Origin of the sequence: Mucilaginibacter sp. JRF (assembly GCF_015223065.1) — a bacterium.
Taxonomy (GTDB): Bacteria; Bacteroidota; Bacteroidia; order Sphingobacteriales; family Sphingobacteriaceae; genus Mucilaginibacter.
Window position 1 is genome coordinate 175,289 of sequence record NZ_JADFBY010000002.1, and the last position, 14,412, is coordinate 189,700.

The 14,412-nt window shown below is 42.9% G+C and carries 15 protein-coding genes and 1 tRNA gene; 10 read left to right on the forward strand and 6 right to left on the reverse strand.

Translation table 11 applies throughout. The features are described 5' to 3' along the window. Position 1 precedes the first annotated feature (1 nt). Complete coding sequence (locus IM792_RS06165) at positions 2-205, forward strand: hypothetical protein (protein ID WP_194100965.1); 204 nt, start codon at positions 2-4, stop codon at positions 203-205. Between the two features lie 349 nt (positions 206-554). After that, positions 555-1,049 carry a hypothetical protein gene (locus IM792_RS06170; protein ID WP_194100966.1) on the forward strand — a complete coding sequence of 165 codons (495 nt, stop codon included), beginning with the start codon at positions 555-557 and terminating at the stop codon, positions 1,047-1,049. Between the two features lie 517 nt (positions 1,050-1,566). Here the strand turns inward: IM792_RS06170 and IM792_RS06175 are convergent. The 4 genes from IM792_RS06175 to IM792_RS06190 all read right to left on the reverse strand — a co-directional run bounded on the left by IM792_RS06175 (position 1,567) and on the right by IM792_RS06190 (position 5,132). After that, positions 1,567-1,639, reverse strand: a tRNA-Phe gene (locus IM792_RS06175). Positions 1,640-1,750: 111 nt separating this feature from the next. Further along, positions 1,751-2,731 (reverse strand): type I phosphomannose isomerase catalytic subunit, encoded by a 981-nt coding sequence (locus IM792_RS06180; RefSeq protein ID WP_194100967.1) that lies wholly within the window; start codon positions 2,729-2,731, stop codon positions 1,751-1,753. A 625-nt stretch (positions 2,732-3,356) separates the two neighbouring features. Continuing rightward, on the reverse strand, positions 3,357-3,821 hold the full coding sequence (locus IM792_RS06185; RefSeq protein ID WP_194100968.1) for a hypothetical protein: 465 nt from the start codon (positions 3,819-3,821) through the stop codon (positions 3,357-3,359). An 81-nt stretch (positions 3,822-3,902) separates the two neighbouring features. Then, positions 3,903-5,132: an NADP-dependent isocitrate dehydrogenase gene (locus tag IM792_RS06190; protein WP_194100969.1), complete on the reverse strand. Its 1,230-nt coding sequence runs from the start codon at positions 5,130-5,132 to the stop codon at positions 3,903-3,905. A gap of 195 nt (positions 5,133-5,327) precedes the next feature. Here IM792_RS06190 and IM792_RS06195 point away from each other — a divergent pair, with 195 nt between their 5' ends. Together IM792_RS06195 and IM792_RS06200 are read left to right on the forward strand one after the other, a co-directional pair. Next, entirely contained in the window at positions 5,328-6,041 is a 714-nt protein-coding gene (locus tag IM792_RS06195) for a hypothetical protein (RefSeq protein ID WP_194100970.1), read from the forward strand. Between the two features lie 83 nt (positions 6,042-6,124). Continuing rightward, positions 6,125-6,583 (forward strand): hypothetical protein, encoded by a 459-nt coding sequence (locus IM792_RS06200; RefSeq protein WP_194100971.1) that lies wholly within the window; start codon positions 6,125-6,127, stop codon positions 6,581-6,583. A 134-nt stretch (positions 6,584-6,717) separates the two neighbouring features. Here the strand turns inward: IM792_RS06200 and folP are convergent, their stop codons facing one another. Further along, positions 6,718-7,575: a dihydropteroate synthase gene (gene folP, locus IM792_RS06205; protein ID WP_194100972.1), complete on the reverse strand. Its 858-nt coding sequence runs from the start codon at positions 7,573-7,575 to the stop codon at positions 6,718-6,720. A 156-nt stretch (positions 7,576-7,731) separates the two neighbouring features. Here folP and IM792_RS06210 point away from each other — a divergent pair, with 156 nt between their 5' ends. The 6 genes from IM792_RS06210 (at position 7,732) to treF (ending at position 13,087) form a co-directional block, all read left to right on the forward strand. After that, positions 7,732-8,271, forward strand: a complete 540-nt coding sequence (locus IM792_RS06210; protein ID WP_194100973.1) for a DUF1599 domain-containing protein — start codon at positions 7,732-7,734, stop codon at positions 8,269-8,271. Next, the gene (locus tag IM792_RS06215; RefSeq protein ID WP_194100974.1) at positions 8,268-9,416 is read left to right on the forward strand and encodes a BT_3928 family protein; all 1,149 of its coding nucleotides are present in this window, start codon (positions 8,268-8,270) and stop codon (positions 9,414-9,416) included. Before IM792_RS06210 ends, IM792_RS06215 begins: the two co-directional genes overlap by 4 nt. A 9-nt stretch (positions 9,417-9,425) precedes the next feature. Then, the gene (locus IM792_RS06220) at positions 9,426-10,484 is read left to right on the forward strand and encodes an ABC transporter permease (RefSeq protein ID WP_194100975.1); all 1,059 of its coding nucleotides are present in this window, start codon (positions 9,426-9,428) and stop codon (positions 10,482-10,484) included. A gap of 20 nt (positions 10,485-10,504) precedes the next feature. Then, the gene (locus IM792_RS06225) at positions 10,505-11,044 is read left to right on the forward strand and encodes a shikimate kinase (protein WP_194100976.1); all 540 of its coding nucleotides are present in this window, start codon (positions 10,505-10,507) and stop codon (positions 11,042-11,044) included. 57 nt (positions 11,045-11,101) lie between these two features. After that, positions 11,102-11,413, forward strand: coding sequence for a hypothetical protein (locus IM792_RS06230; RefSeq protein ID WP_194100977.1), 312 nt, complete (start codon positions 11,102-11,104; stop codon positions 11,411-11,413). A gap of 111 nt (positions 11,414-11,524) precedes the next feature. Next, on the forward strand, positions 11,525-13,087 hold the full coding sequence (gene treF / locus IM792_RS06235; RefSeq protein ID WP_194100978.1) for an alpha,alpha-trehalase TreF: 1,563 nt from the start codon (positions 11,525-11,527) through the stop codon (positions 13,085-13,087). On the opposite strand, the gene IM792_RS06240 is transcribed toward treF, so the two are convergent. Continuing rightward, positions 13,084-14,088, reverse strand: a complete 1,005-nt coding sequence (locus IM792_RS06240) for an alginate lyase family protein (RefSeq protein WP_194100979.1) — start codon at positions 14,086-14,088, stop codon at positions 13,084-13,086. The genes treF and IM792_RS06240 overlap by 4 nt on opposite strands. Positions 14,089-14,412: the final 324 nt, after the last annotated feature.

The window sequence follows — 14,412 nt, forward strand, 5'->3', positions numbered from 1 at the left end:
CATGAAACACATTAAGATCAATGGTGTAGCTTATGAAGCAGTACAAGCAACTGAAGAAGAAATATTGAATAATAATTTAATCATAGAGCCTGGAGAGCCTTGCGGTCGACAAGAATGCAGATATGGATACATTTGGGTTTATATCGATGATCTTGACATTGGAGGATGTAAATGGTATAAAACTAATGCTCAATGTAATGAATAGTAAATAAATATTGATAAATAAACCCTAAATATATGCTGTAATCACAGTTAATTTTTCAAATTAAAATGAATTAAAACTTTTTATTAGACTTTGTTTTCAGACAGGATTCAAAATAAGATCAAGTTTAACGCCAGGATTAATAGCTTGGCGTTTCTTGTTATATAGCTTTGTGATGCTTAAATAATCCTTCCAGTGTCGTGCATTAATGCTAAAATTAATGCATAGTAATCACTCGATATAGCTAATTGCCAATTTGATATACAGATTGTTATACATTTAAACAATAAGGCAATACTGAGAGATATCTTTTGATAAATTGTAGACATTAAAAGTATCTAATTTCATAATAATGGCCACAAATAGTAGGTTACCTCAAACAGAAGCACTAATACAAAAGTCTATCGCAGAGCTAAGTGATTTCTTAGAATTTGTGCCAGCAGAGGAACATCATAATTGGTTAAGGCAGTTGCATTCACACTATAGTGAAAAGTTTCTGCAAGACAACAATAGGATATGGTCAACCGCATCAATATTAATTCCCTTATCATTGGCTGGGCTTGCAACTGTTAAAGATGCGCCTCCTTTGAGCGTTATTCCAATAGCCTTAGCATCTATATCTCTAATGTTGTTTTGGGTTATCTTTGCAGAACATCATCGAGCTTTTCAAAACAGATCATCAGCATATATTCAAGCTATTGAAAGACATATCCATATTCACTTTGTTCCTGGAAAGGCAGACGGTCACCCGATCACAAAGATAGGCAACGTGCAAACTATACGCTGGGCAATGTTCTATCTGATTGTGTTAATTTGGACACTGGCTCTTGTATTTTCAGCTTTGTAGTTTAACCAGCGCTTTTAAATTCTTTAATCTCACTGGTATATAAATTTTTCATTTGACTAGATGGAAATAAACCAATCTCCATTTGCCTTTTATAGAATTGAGATGACTATTCATTGTATTGAACCCCAAAATGAATAAAGTTATAAATTACTGTAGGAGTGAAGAATAATTATTGCAGCAAAGTTAGGGCTTATCTCGAACACAATGCAAGGAACTACGACATAAACACAACCTCTCCACAACCCAACATTTATTTCGTTCCTCCTTGCTTTTAGTTCCATCTAAAACCTGTAAGAGCTTTATAATTATTTATTCACTTAAAACATTAAACGTTATGTAGGAAAAACTTAAACACTCGCACAAGTTGCAGTAGTTATCGTTAAATTAGTTGGAATTTAAACCTTAAAGAAAGGAGCTAAAGACATAGTAAGTAACTATCGAATTTTACAGAACTGTCCCCTATACTGTCCCCTGATAATAAAAAAAGGCCTCCTGAATGTTCAGAAAGCCTTTTAAGTGGTGCCAGCTGGAATCGAACCAGCGACACAAGGATTTTCAGTCCTTTGCTCTACCAACTGAGCTATGGCACCGCTCCCGTTTTTGGGTCTGCAAATGTAGCTTGTTTTTTTGTTTATGAAAACTTTTTTTGAAAAAACATCTACAGTACGGGTTAACTGTCTGTAAGGCAGCTGAAATATTTTTTACGGAACGTAGCTTTCCAATATTTTAAAGCCACCCTCAGTAGTAATTTCAACGTTATTGATGTTTTTTGGCAGCAAAATGCTGTCGCCCATTTTAACATCAAGCGTACCGCCATCGTACTTAATGGTGTATGCACCGGCCACACAAACATGTATCACAAACGAGTCGATACTGCTGTAATCGCGCGTGGTGCCTTCGGTAAAGTCAAGCACATTGGTGGTGAAGTACTGGCAGGTAACGGCTTCAACGGCCTTGTTTGGCGTGTGCTCGTAAGCTGTTTTATATTCAGGGTAAAACTTGTAGTCAATAGCGGCTAAGGCTTCCTCAACGTGCAGTTCGCGTTTGTTGCCTTTGTCGTCGACACGGTCAAAATCGTAAATACGGTAAGTAATGTCTGATGTTTGCTGAATTTCGGCTATCAGTAAGCCCGCGCCAATGGTGTGCACACGGCCGGCAGGTAAAAAGTAAATATCGCCCGCGGTAACATCCTCACGGTTCAGGATATCGGTAAGGTGGCCGCTGGTGAATTTTTCAAGATAAACCTGCTCGTTCACTTCCTGGTTAAAGCCGGTGATCAGCGTAGCGCCCTGATCGGCCTCAATAACATACCACATTTCGGTTTTACCGAATGAGTTGTGGCGCTCCTTAGCCAGTTTATCATCAGGGTGAACCTGTATTGAAAGATCCTCATTGGCATCAATAAACTTAACCAGCAGCGGGAAGGTGTTGCCAAAGCGCTCGTAAACCTTTTCGCCTACCAGTTCGCCTTTGTATTCCTCAAGCAAATCGGCTAATGAGCGACCCTCAAGCGCGCCGTTTGCTACTACCGATACATCACTCTTTACGCCTGATATTTCCCAGGTTTCGCCGCAGTTTGGCAGGCTGCCAAAATCTTTATTTAAGTAAGTCCTGATTTTTTGACCACCCCAGATTTTGTCTTTATAGATGGTTTTAAATTTTAGTGGATATAGTGTTGACATGATCTTAAAGTTTGTTGGCCGCTAAGTTATCAGTAAATACCGAAAAGGGAATTATTTACTTTAAATATTGCGTGTTTAAAGCCCTGTATTTAACCTCAAACGCCATATTTATTAATTTGAGATTATGGCCTAAGCTTGTATTTTTGTGGCCTGAAACTTTATCGCATTATGAATTTTTTATTTGCTAAACTTTTTGATGAATATCAACGAAAAGGTGATTCGCCGATATTTAGTATAACCATGTATATAAGTACAATCTATTTCTTTGTGCTTTTTTGCATATACCTTTCGGTTAGTGAGGTTTTGAACAAGATTTATTTTGCGAACAGTATCAACTATAATAAAATAGCAATGTCTGTGACAGTAATTTTGGTTATGGTTAGCATCACTGCTGCTGTGTATGCTATCTATATTAAAAATAGATTAATATTCAGACTGTCAGAGAAATATAAGACAAAAATATTAAACAAGATTATTTTATACGGATTTGTAATATTTCTCCCAATATTACTATTATTTGTTGCTACTACTTCTACCGTGTTGTTGAAAGGAGGTATAATGTTTGGCCTGAATATTAAAGGCGTGTTCTAATAATTGCTTTTTAAACTATATCTACTTTTAATAGTTACTTTTTCACCACCACAAAATAGCCGCTCTTTAACGAGTCGGTAAAATTTTGCTGGTTGTATTTAAAGGCCGTGGTTTCAAATGAGGTACAGCAATCCTGCTGCAATTCGCGGTTTGCCGCTGATATGGTATCCTGATCGGTACTGTTAAGCTTTACAATTAAATTGGTTTGTCCGCCAAACGGGGTACTGAACCCTAATTTTATCCTGCTGGGATTTTTGCCTGATCCTTTGGGTACGATGCCTACGTTGCCATTGTTCAATTCCTTGATCCTGGTTGTATCATAATAATTGGGCGTTGCCGGGTTAAGCAAGTCCCGACCAATGGAATCTCTTAGCTCAAACACAATAGCCGGTGCCGGGGTAAAGCAGGCCACATTACCACAATTATTACGTACACAGCCTGTGCCTGCAATAAGGGTGGCAAAAAGTGCGAACAAATGTTTTAAGCGTATAGGTTTCATGGTTTTAAATATAATTATAAAAACAAACAGGCCGCAATATTAAATATCGCGGCCTGCTCAAATATAATTATTGTGCTGTAATTACTTACCTAATTTAGCTTTCAGGTTTTCATCAATAGCGGCAAGGAATTCCTCAGTGTAAAGATAATCAACACCGTGCTCAACCTTAGCTTTAGCGGTGATAGCTAAATCCTTGGTCATTTTGCCACTCTCAACAGTTTCAATACAAACCTGCTCAAGGGTGTGGCAAAAATCAACCAGTTCCTGGTTGCCATCCAATTTGCCACGGAACTCTAAACCACGGGTCCATGCGAAAATTGACGCGATAGGGTTGGTTGATGTTGGCTTACCGGCCTGGTGATCGCGGTAGTGGCGGGTTACGGTACCGTGTGCAGCCTCAGCCTCCATAGTTTTACCATCAGGAGTGATCAGTGTAGAGGTCATTAAACCTAATGAGCCAAAGCCTTGTGCTACAGTGTCGCTCTGTACGTCGCCATCATAGTTTTTACAAGCCCATACAAAGTTACCGTTCCATTTAAGGGCGGCGGCAACCATGTCGTCAATCAGGCGGTGCTCATAAGTAATACCAGCAGCGGTAAACTTCTCTTTGTAATTGCTTTGGTATATCTCCTCAAAAATATCTTTAAAACGACCATCGTATTTTTTAAGGATGGTGTTTTTGGTTGACAGGTACAACGGCCAGCCTTTCATCAGCGCCTGGTTAAAACAAGCGTGCGCAAAGCCTTTTATTGATTCGTCGGTATTGTACATGGTCAGGGCCACACCGTCGCCTTTAAAGTTATATACTTCGTATGATTGCTCCGGGCTACCATCCTCTGGGGTAAAAGTTACTGTTAGCTTACCTTTGCCTTTAGCTAAAAAGTCGGTAGCGCGGTATTGGTCACCAAACGCGTGACGGCCTATACAGATAGGGGCTGTCCAGTTAGGTACCAGGCGCGGTACGTTGCTCATTACAATAGGCTCGCGAAAAACGGTACCATCTAATATATTACGGATAGTTCCGTTTGGCGATTTCCACATTTGTTTAAGGCCAAATTCTTCAACACGTGCCTCATCAGGCGTAATGGTGGCACATTTAATACCTACACCATATTGTTTAATGGCGTTAGCGGCATCAATAGTAACCTGGTCGTCGGTTTGATCGCGGTACTCAATACCCAGGTCAAAATATTTTATATCCAGATCCAGATACGGGAAAATCAGTTTATCCTTGATGAATTTCCAGATAATGCGGGTCATTTCATCGCCATCCAGTTCAACTACCGGGTTTTCTACTTTAATTTTTGACATAACTATCTGTTATTAGGTTTTTTTAAAGGTTTCAAATATATAAAATACCCATTACGATGTTTTAAATAAATAACTATTTTAATACTTAGCGCAATCGATTATAAAATATGCCTGTGCTTATTTACCTTTAAGCCAAACTATAATTAGTGTTCTGCCGTTTAAGGGGTTGAATACTTTACCACAAAGCTCCACATAATGATAATAACATCTACCCGGATATTATTACTTGCGATGTTTTTTGCCATGGCAACCTTTACGGCAAAAGCACAACTTGGTTATAATTTCAGTCAGCACGATCTTGGTTTTGGCATCAGCAACAACCAGGTATACGGCGATGCCGAAAAAACAACCTCAACCGTATCCGGCCATATAAATTATACTTACAATGCTACACCGTTTTTAAACTACATTGTGGAGTTTCAGGCCGGATCATTAAAAGGGGGCGATTCCATTGCTTACCGCTCGGGCAGGCAGTTCAAAAACAATTTTATAGCCGGTACATTCCGGGCGCAGTTGCAGGCCGGTGAGCTTATTGATTATTCAGGCAGCCCGGTAATGGATGTGCTCAAAAACTTTTACGGCTCGGTAGGGGTGGGGCTGGTATCAAACCGTATAAAGGAAGTATCGCGCTACTCAAACACCATATCGGGCTTTTACACACCGGGTAAGGATGAAAGCACCGAGTTTTATGTCCCGCTAAAGCTGGGTTACGAGTACAAAATATTTAACAGTTATAACGAGCCTGCCGTAAAAATTGACCTTGGCTATCAGATAAATTTAATGACCGGCGATAACCTGGATGGTTTTGAAGCCGGTTCGCGCAAGGATGTATGGACACAGATCACCCTGGGCGTAAAGTTCTCTATAGGCGGCTTAACCTCATACCGTAAACCTATCAATAATAATTGATAGCGTAGCGCACGGTAATCTTATTGGGCTTAAAACTTTGGCAGGGTTTTTAGTGTTATTTAGTTGTATTAAAACTATAACCTATGGACGCTAAAAAACAATATCCGGGCTTTAATGATGACAGCGCGGACAACGATAACGACTTGCGTAATGATCTGGATGCGGATACCAACCGTGATACAGATGTAAACAACTCGACCGACATTGAGGATCTGAAATTTAATGAAGATGCCGACAGTTTTGAGTACGACGTTGACAGCGAAGACCCCGACTATGATCATCCCGACCCATATAATACCTCATCAAAATTTGGCAACGATATTGATTCGACCTATGATGAGGCCAACCCTTACGCGGTAGACGAATACATACCGAACGAGAATCTTGAAAAGGATGTAGACAACCTGGGTATGCACATTGATAGCGGCCGCATAACCGAAGTTGACCCGGTTGACGAAGCCATATCACGCACCCCCGAAGATGACCGCGACGACCTCGACGAAGAAGGTTATCCTAAGAATGATGGGGAATATTTGAAGTAGAAATATTTTTTTCTTGTCATCTCGAACGATAGTGAGAGATCTGCCTGCGTTCATAATCACGCGCACAGATTTCTCCTCGTACCTCGTTCGAAATGACAATTTTTTATTCTAAAAGTCCTTCCCCTCGGGGAAAATTAGGAGGGGTTCACCGCCATCCACAACTTAACCGCCTCTACAGCTTCCTTAACATCGTGCACACGTAAAATATCGGCATCTTTGGTAAGGGCTATGGTGTTGATTACGGTGGTGCCGTTCAGGGCTTCGGCGGCGGTGTTGCCCAGCAGTCCGTAGATCATTCGCTTGCGCGATACGCCTGCCAGTATCGGTAATTCCAACGGGGCAAATTCATCCATGCGCTTTAGCAGGGCAAAGTTTTGTTCGCCTTTTTTGGCGAAACCAAAGCCGGGGTCTAATATCACATCGTTAACGCCCAACTGCTTTAGCTGGTGGTATTTGTCAACAAAGTAATCGAATATCTCGCCAAACATATCATCATACTCAGTTAGCGTGGCCATGTTTTGTGGATTGCCACGCATGTGCATCAATATATAAGGTACCTGTAAACGGGCTGCGGTGGCAAACATATCGGCATCCAGTTGCCCGCCCGATATATCATTAATTATATGCGCACCCGCTTTTACGGCAGCCTCGGCCACAGATGCTCTGAAGGTATCAATAGATATAACAGCTTGCGGAAAAGCAGCAGCAATAGCTTCTACAGCAGGGGTAAGCCTGTCTGTTTCCTCCTGCACGCTGATGTCGGCAGCGCCGGGGCGTGATGAGTAGGCACCCAGATCAAGAAAGGTAGCGCCATCGGCCATCATCTTTTCGGCTTGTTGCACGGCATCGGCAACGGCGGGTTTACGGCTGTCCTCAAAAAATGAGTCGGGCGTGAGGTTAATGATGCCCATAACCTTTGGCGTGCTTAGGTCAATAAGTCTGCCGCCTGCATTTATGCTATCCTTTTTATTAAAAAACGTATCTTTTAACATTATTTTAGGGGAGTATGTTAAACATTAGAGGATGTAAAGTTACTTTATATCTTTGCAAATAGTATTTATCCGTTAATTGATAGACACCTTATAGGAGCAATGTGAGAACGGTGCGCTCTGCAATCTATCAGTATCAGCAATGCACCATACATCTTAGTGACAAACACCGCAGCAGAATACGACGCAGTTATAACCCTTTGCAGGGATCTTTTCATCAAAAAAACGCGCGACTACGGCACCGCATGGCGTATTTTACGTATCTCATCCATCACCGATCAGATATTTATTAAGGCCCAACGCATCCGTACGCTCGAAGAAAAAAAGATATCAAAGGTAGGCGATGATATTACCGGCGAGTACATCGGCATAGTAAACTATTGCGTTATTGCCATGATGCAGCTGGATTGCACGGACGAAACCCCGCTTGAGCTGCCTGCCGACGAGGTTGGTGTGTTATTTAACGAGCGCGTGAACGAAACCAAGGAACTAATGTTCGCCAAAAATCACGATTACGGTGAGGCCTGGCGCGATATGCGTATCAGCTCGTTAACTGATTTGATACTGATGAAACTGCTGCGTGTAAAACAGATAGAAGACAATCAGGGCGAAACGCTTGCATCCGAAGGGGTAAAGGCCAACTACCAGGATATGCTTAACTATGCTGTATTCGCGCTGATAAAATTGGAGGTAAAATGAAGAATGTATTAGTGTGGGTTTGCCGCATACTGGTTGGCCTGCTGTTCATATTCTCAGGGTTGATCAAGGCTAATGATCCGCTGGGCTTTTCGTACAAGCTGATCGAGTACTTCGAGGTATTCCACATCACTTTTCTGGATAGCCTGGCAGTAGGTATTGCCGTATTGCTTTGCGCTCTCGAGATGATCATGGGCTTTGCACTGCTGATAGGCGCCCGTGCCCGCGCTACAGTTTGGGGCTTGCTGCTGCTTATAATCTTCTTCGCTTTCCTTACCTTTTACTCGGCATTTTTTAAGGTGGTGCAAACCTGCGGCTGCTTTGGCGATGCTATTCCGCTTACCCCGTGGGAGTCGTTCGGTAAAGATCTGGTATTGCTGTTGTTAACGCTGGTACTGTTCTTTAATCCGGATAAAATAAAACCTTTGTTTAGCCGTAAACCCGGCGATGTCGCCTTGGCTATCGCTACTGTGTTGGCGTTAGGCGTCGGTTTTTATACCTATAACTTTTTACCGGTGATAGATTTTCTGCCCTACAACATAGGCGCTAACCTACCCGATGAAATGAAGGTGCCCCCCGGTGCTAAGCCCGACGAGTACGAGCTTACCTATAATCTGAAAAATAAGGCTACCGGCGAAACCAAAACCATGACCGATAAGGAGTACATGAGAACCGGCATCTGGAAAGATAATAACTGGGAAGTTGTAGGCAACCCCGAAAGCAAACTGGTTAAAAAAGGTTTTACACCAAAAATAGTCGACCTGAATATTACCGATATGCAGGGCAATGATTACACGCAGGAGATCATCAGTAATCCGTTCTACAACCTTATTATTGTAGCTTACGATTTGGGTCATACTAATGACGAAGCCCTGCAAAAACTGAGTACTATCGCGTTGAATCTGACCGAAAACTACAACGTACGTAGCGTAATGATAACCTCGAACTCGGCACAGGATGTTTTGGAGTTGGAGAAACGTTACAAACTATACACCGAAGTTTTCTTTGCTGATGCCGTGCCGCTTAAAAGTATGGTTCGCGCTAATCCCGGTGTAATGTTGTTGAAGAATGGCACGGTGATCAACAAATGGCATTTCCATACCATGCCATCTTACGATGAATTGGTAAAAGCATACTTTCAGGAATAAAACAGAAAAATGATCAACTACCTCATCCGCAAAACGGGGTATGCCATGGCAGTAATGCTGGGCATAGTGGTAGTGGTTTTCTTTCTGTTCAATATATTACCGGTTGACCCTGCCCGCATGACGCAGGGGCAGCGTGCCGATGTTCAATCGCTGGAAGCCGTACGCAAGGAGTTCGGTTTGGATAAGCCTGTGCCGGTTCAATTCTTATATTATCTGAATGATCTGTCGCCGCTTGGTGTGCACGTTAACAGTGCCGATGAGCAGCAGCGTTATGATTACCTTAAGCTGATACCCGTGTGGGGCAATAAAGTGCTGGCATTAAAATGGCCTTATCTGCGCCGCTCATACCAAACCCATAAGGATGTATCGGCCTTGCTGATGGATGTGCTGCCTAATACCTTGTTGTTAGCCGCCTCGGCAATGGTATTCGCTATAGCGCTTGGTGTATTTTTAGGCGTTTTATGTGCGCTGCATCAAAATTCATGGATCGATCGTTCGCTGATCAGCTTATCTACATTAGGTATTTCCGCCCCCTCATTTTTCGCCGGTATCATCATCGCCTGGCTGTTTGGCTTTGTATTGAACAAGTATACCGGCCTTAATATGTCGGGCAGTTTATATAGTTATGATCCGTTCAGGGGCGAGGTGATCACCATCAAAAATTTACTGCTGCCCGCGCTGACGTTAGGCTTGCGCCCGCTGGCCATTATTGTACAGCTAACCCGTAATGCCATGCTCGATGTTTTGGGGCAGGATTACATTCGCACTGCCCGAGCCAAGGGTTTAAGTAATAACGCGGTGGTGTATCGCCATGCCCTAAAAAACGCGCTTAACCCGGTTATTACCGCTATTGCCAACTGGTTCGCATCGCTGCTGGCCGGGTCATTTTTTGTAGAATATGTATTTGGTTACAACGGACTGGGCAAAGTAACGGTTGATGCGCTCGAAATGTCGGATTTTCCGGTCATCATGGGGTCCATATTATTTATTGCCTTTATTTTTGTGGTGATCAATATTTTGGTAGATATTCTATATGTTTGGATAGATCCGCGTGTAACCATCGCCTGATCAATTTTTTTATTTTACCGATGAGCCATTCTGCAACTGATAATACAGCATACAATCCGCACCGCATATTTTTTACCGGCTTTATGGGCTGTGGTAAAACCACCTGGGGCCGCAAGCTTGCCGCACACCTGGGCTACGAGTTTATTGACCTCGACCACGCCCTCGAAGAAAAGGTGGGCATGCGTATTGCCGAATATTTTTCATCATTTGGTGAGGATGCCTTTCGTAAGCTGGAATCGGCTATGCTGAAGGAAGCTGATTATCCTGAAAAGGTCATTGTATCTACAGGTGGTGGCCTGCCATGTTTTTTTGATAATATGGATTGGATGAACAACAACGGTAAAACCCTCTACGTAAAGCTCTCGCCCAAAACCCTGGCCGATAGATTGGAGAACAGCAAGACCGTTCGCCCGGTGTTGCAAGGCAAAAAAGGTGATGAACTGGTTGAGTTTATTACCGGTAAATTGGCAGAGCGCGAAGGTTTTTATTTGCAGGCGCAACACGTAATTGAGGGTATATCGCTCTCAGTAGAGGCTTTAGAGGCAGAACTGAATAAATAAGTATCGCCCTCAAAAATATCCGAAACTATACCCAACTTGCTTTGTTAACAGAATATTATGGACCATAACGTATATCTGTTAGCTACCGATCCGAACGACCCTTGCCGAGACATTATCCATTCAAGAGATACCGGCCTGAAGGTGCGTGTTTTTTGTCTGAGCAATGATCCATTTACGCCCAATAAAAATGAGATACAGCTGTTTGGCTATGCCCACAGTAAGTTGTATGCCTTTGAAACCATCAACATAACATCCGAAGACGCGCTCGATGTAGTAAGTGCCATACAGTGGTATGCCGAGTATGTGGATTATCCGCAGATGGAGATACTCCCTGAAGACCCCCGGCCCGGCCACGAAGTAGCCATGTAGCAACGCCGGCAATGCCCGGCGTTAGTTGTTTTTATGGAGCTATATAGCTGTTTAACCACCCGATTTTAAATTTTTGCCTTACAATTTCGGCATTCTGTCGTTATAGTTAATATGAGGAAGCTATTTATATTATGGTTGAGCATTATTAGCTGCACCGCATTTGCACAGGTAAAAACACCCGCGCAGCTTTATCCCGAATTATTTAACCGGATACAAATGGAGCGTATTTATGCGGATGGTAAAACCTTTCCGGATGTGGTGCCGCTGGCAAGTGCCGAGGTTATTAATAAGGAGTATGCGGCACAAAAAGGCAAGGCAGGTTTTAGCTTGAAAGCTTTTGTAAATAAATACTTCCAGGAGCCGGTAGCCAATACGGATATCTTTAAAAGCGACCCATCAAAAGGCGTTGTAAAACATATTGATACTTTGTGGACGGTACTGCAACGCCATCCGGATACAGCCAAAGGTACATCGTTGTTAGCCTTGCCTAATCCATACATTGTGCCGGGTGGCAGGTTTAGAGAAGTGTATTACTGGGATTCGTACTTCACTATGCTGGGCTTGCAACAGGCCGATAAAATTGATGTGATACAGGATATGGTAGATAATTTTGCCTGGCTGATAGATAAGTACGGGCATATACCGAATGGTAACCGTACGTATTACTTAACCCGGTCGCAGCCGCCATTCTTCGCCATGATGGTGAAGTTGCTGGCTGGGGCTAAGGGCAATGCCATATTTAAAAAGTATCAGCCGCAATTGTTAAAGGAGTATGCCTTTTGGATGGATGGTGCCGCTAAGCTTAAACCCGGACAGGCACACAGACACGTAATTAAATTGCAGGGTGGCGAGGTGCTTAACCGTTATTGGGATGATAGCGATCAGCCCCGCGAAGAATCGTACCGTGAAGATGTATTGGAAGCCGCGCACAGCAAGCAACCCAAAGCTGAGTTTTACCGCAACATACGCGCCGCTGCTGAATCGGGATGGGATTTTAGCACCCGCTGGTTTGCTGATGGTAAAAACCTGCACAGCATACAAACTACCAACTTAATTCCGGTTGATCTGAATTGCCTGGTGTACAACCTCGAAACCACTATTGCCTTAAGCTATCGTGCCGAAGGCAATAAGGCAAAGGCAGCGGTTTACGAAGCCAAAGCCAAAGCCCGCCGCATAGCCTTAACTAAATATACCTGGGATGCCGGACAGGGATTCTATGTTGATTATAACTGGAAAGCCAGAATACATTCACCCGAGCTGACCATTGCCGCCGCATTCCCGCTGTTTTTTAATATAGCAAGCAATGCTCAGGCTAAACAGGTATCAGCCAAAATAAAGAGTCGCTTTTTACATACCGGCGGTGTATCAACCACGCTAAAAAACTCCGGCCAGCAATGGGACAGGCCAAATGGCTGGGCGCCCTTGCAATACGTAACCATTATAGGTTTACGCAATTACAAGCAAACGGCATTGGCCAAAACCATAGCCACCGGCTGGATAAAACAAAACACCACCGCCTTTAAACAAACAGGCAAACTGCTCGAAAAATATAATATTGAACTTAAGGGCGACGCGGCCAAAGCCGGCGGCGGCGAATACCCCCTGCAAGACGGCTTCGGCTGGACGAATGGTGTGTTGCTAAAGCTGCTCAGCATCTACCCGCAAAATAATTAAGGTACATTGTAGTGGGTGTACATGGTAAAGCCTAAAAAGGTCTTATCATTATTTACACCAAATGCGGGTTGTGGTAACGTGGTTAAATAATTAAGATTATTGTTAGAGAACGCGCGATAGGCTACTGCTATGCCGGGGTAAACTTCTTTAGTAGGGTTGCAATAATCGCAGCCGTTAACGCCGCCACCGTAGGCCTTTTGCATAAAGCCGTACCCTTTACGTAAAAGGCTTCCATATTCATATAACTCGGTCGATCCTGATTGTATCTTATCAATATCGGCAGCCATGGTAAAGCCGGTAAGTGTATATTGAAAGTGCACACAATCAGCTCTCGAACAGTATTCACGCATCGTGCCGTCTTTGTCTATAATTTTAGGCATGATGTTTTTAATCAGATCGTACCCCGTATTGTACGATGCCACATCATTTATAAAAACACTTACCGCCATTTTAGCGTAGGCCGCGCTTACATACCAGTTGTTAATATAGTTTATCGCGAATATTTTGTCCGAGTACTCGGTCATCATTGTACGCAAAAAGCCTTCAAACTTGGTTATAGCGGCAGGTTTCCACAGGCTCGCTGTAGTGTCATTAACACCATGCCAGCGAATGATCTCGCCTGCTGCTGCAAACGTAGGTATCACCCAAGCTGCTTCCAAATACCTTTGTTGTTCAAAAGTGCCCGCTACGGTTTCAATGCTCTTAAAATTATCGGCCCAGTTATTTAATATGGTGATGGCTTGCAGGGCGTAGGTTGAATCTTGCGTTTTTGCCCACTTTAATGCAAGCGCATAAGCCAGCTGAGGGTCGGTACGCATCTTGTTTTCGGTAGGTGTACTGCCCGATGCCTTTACATAAACTACATCAGGGTATGTTGCTGTGATGTTGTTTATATTCCGCTCAATATATCCATCAACGGTATTGTCAAACATCTCCTCGCGCCATGATCCGGCGGTGTTGGCATCATTACTTATAAAATTCAGGCTGGCAGTAGTATTCAATATCCCTGGGTGTGTAAACGTTGTCACTCCCCGTGGGTCGCGATCAGGACTATCGCCATTTTTCTTACAGGAATTAATGATCAGGCTTAAGCAAATTAATAATGCACAAACAGAGTACCGGCTAAAAAATGAGGTTGAGGATAGGGGAGTTGCCAAAACTTTTTAATTTTATAAATAGCGGAATGTTATTTTAACGTTAATAAGTTGTAATTATCTATTAATCAGTTAAAACAATGGCAACAAATTAGCTTAAAATATGTAAATATGCAACCGTAACTTGTTATTAACTAAAAAAACCTAACACCTGCCATGTTTTTAGCGACT

What these genes read in the sequence shown, in the direction of transcription:
- IM792_RS06165 (WP_194100965.1), top strand. Translation starts at nt 2, where the DNA reads ATGAAACACATTAAGATCAATGGTGTAGCTTATGAAGCAGTACAAGCA.
- IM792_RS06170 (WP_194100966.1), top strand. Translation starts at nt 555, where the DNA reads ATGGCCACAAATAGTAGGTTACCTCAAACAGAAGCACTAATACAAAAG.
- IM792_RS06180 (WP_194100967.1), bottom strand. Translation starts at nt 2,731, where the DNA reads ATGTCAACACTATATCCACTAAAATTTAAAACCATCTATAAAGACAAA.
- IM792_RS06185 (WP_194100968.1), bottom strand. Translation starts at nt 3,821, where the DNA reads ATGAAACCTATACGCTTAAAACATTTGTTCGCACTTTTTGCCACCCTT.
- IM792_RS06190 (WP_194100969.1), bottom strand. Translation starts at nt 5,132, where the DNA reads ATGTCAAAAATTAAAGTAGAAAACCCGGTAGTTGAACTGGATGGCGAT.
- IM792_RS06195 (WP_194100970.1), top strand. Translation starts at nt 5,328, where the DNA reads ATGATAATAACATCTACCCGGATATTATTACTTGCGATGTTTTTTGCC.
- IM792_RS06200 (WP_194100971.1), top strand. Translation starts at nt 6,125, where the DNA reads ATGGACGCTAAAAAACAATATCCGGGCTTTAATGATGACAGCGCGGAC.
- folP (WP_194100972.1), bottom strand. Translation starts at nt 7,575, where the DNA reads ATGTTAAAAGATACGTTTTTTAATAAAAAGGATAGCATAAATGCAGGC.
- IM792_RS06215 (WP_194100974.1), top strand. Translation starts at nt 8,268, where the DNA reads ATGAAGAATGTATTAGTGTGGGTTTGCCGCATACTGGTTGGCCTGCTG.
- IM792_RS06220 (WP_194100975.1), top strand. Translation starts at nt 9,426, where the DNA reads ATGATCAACTACCTCATCCGCAAAACGGGGTATGCCATGGCAGTAATG.
- IM792_RS06225 (WP_194100976.1), top strand. Translation starts at nt 10,505, where the DNA reads ATGAGCCATTCTGCAACTGATAATACAGCATACAATCCGCACCGCATA.
- IM792_RS06230 (WP_194100977.1), top strand. Translation starts at nt 11,102, where the DNA reads ATGGACCATAACGTATATCTGTTAGCTACCGATCCGAACGACCCTTGC.
- treF (WP_194100978.1), top strand. Translation starts at nt 11,525, where the DNA reads ATGAGGAAGCTATTTATATTATGGTTGAGCATTATTAGCTGCACCGCA.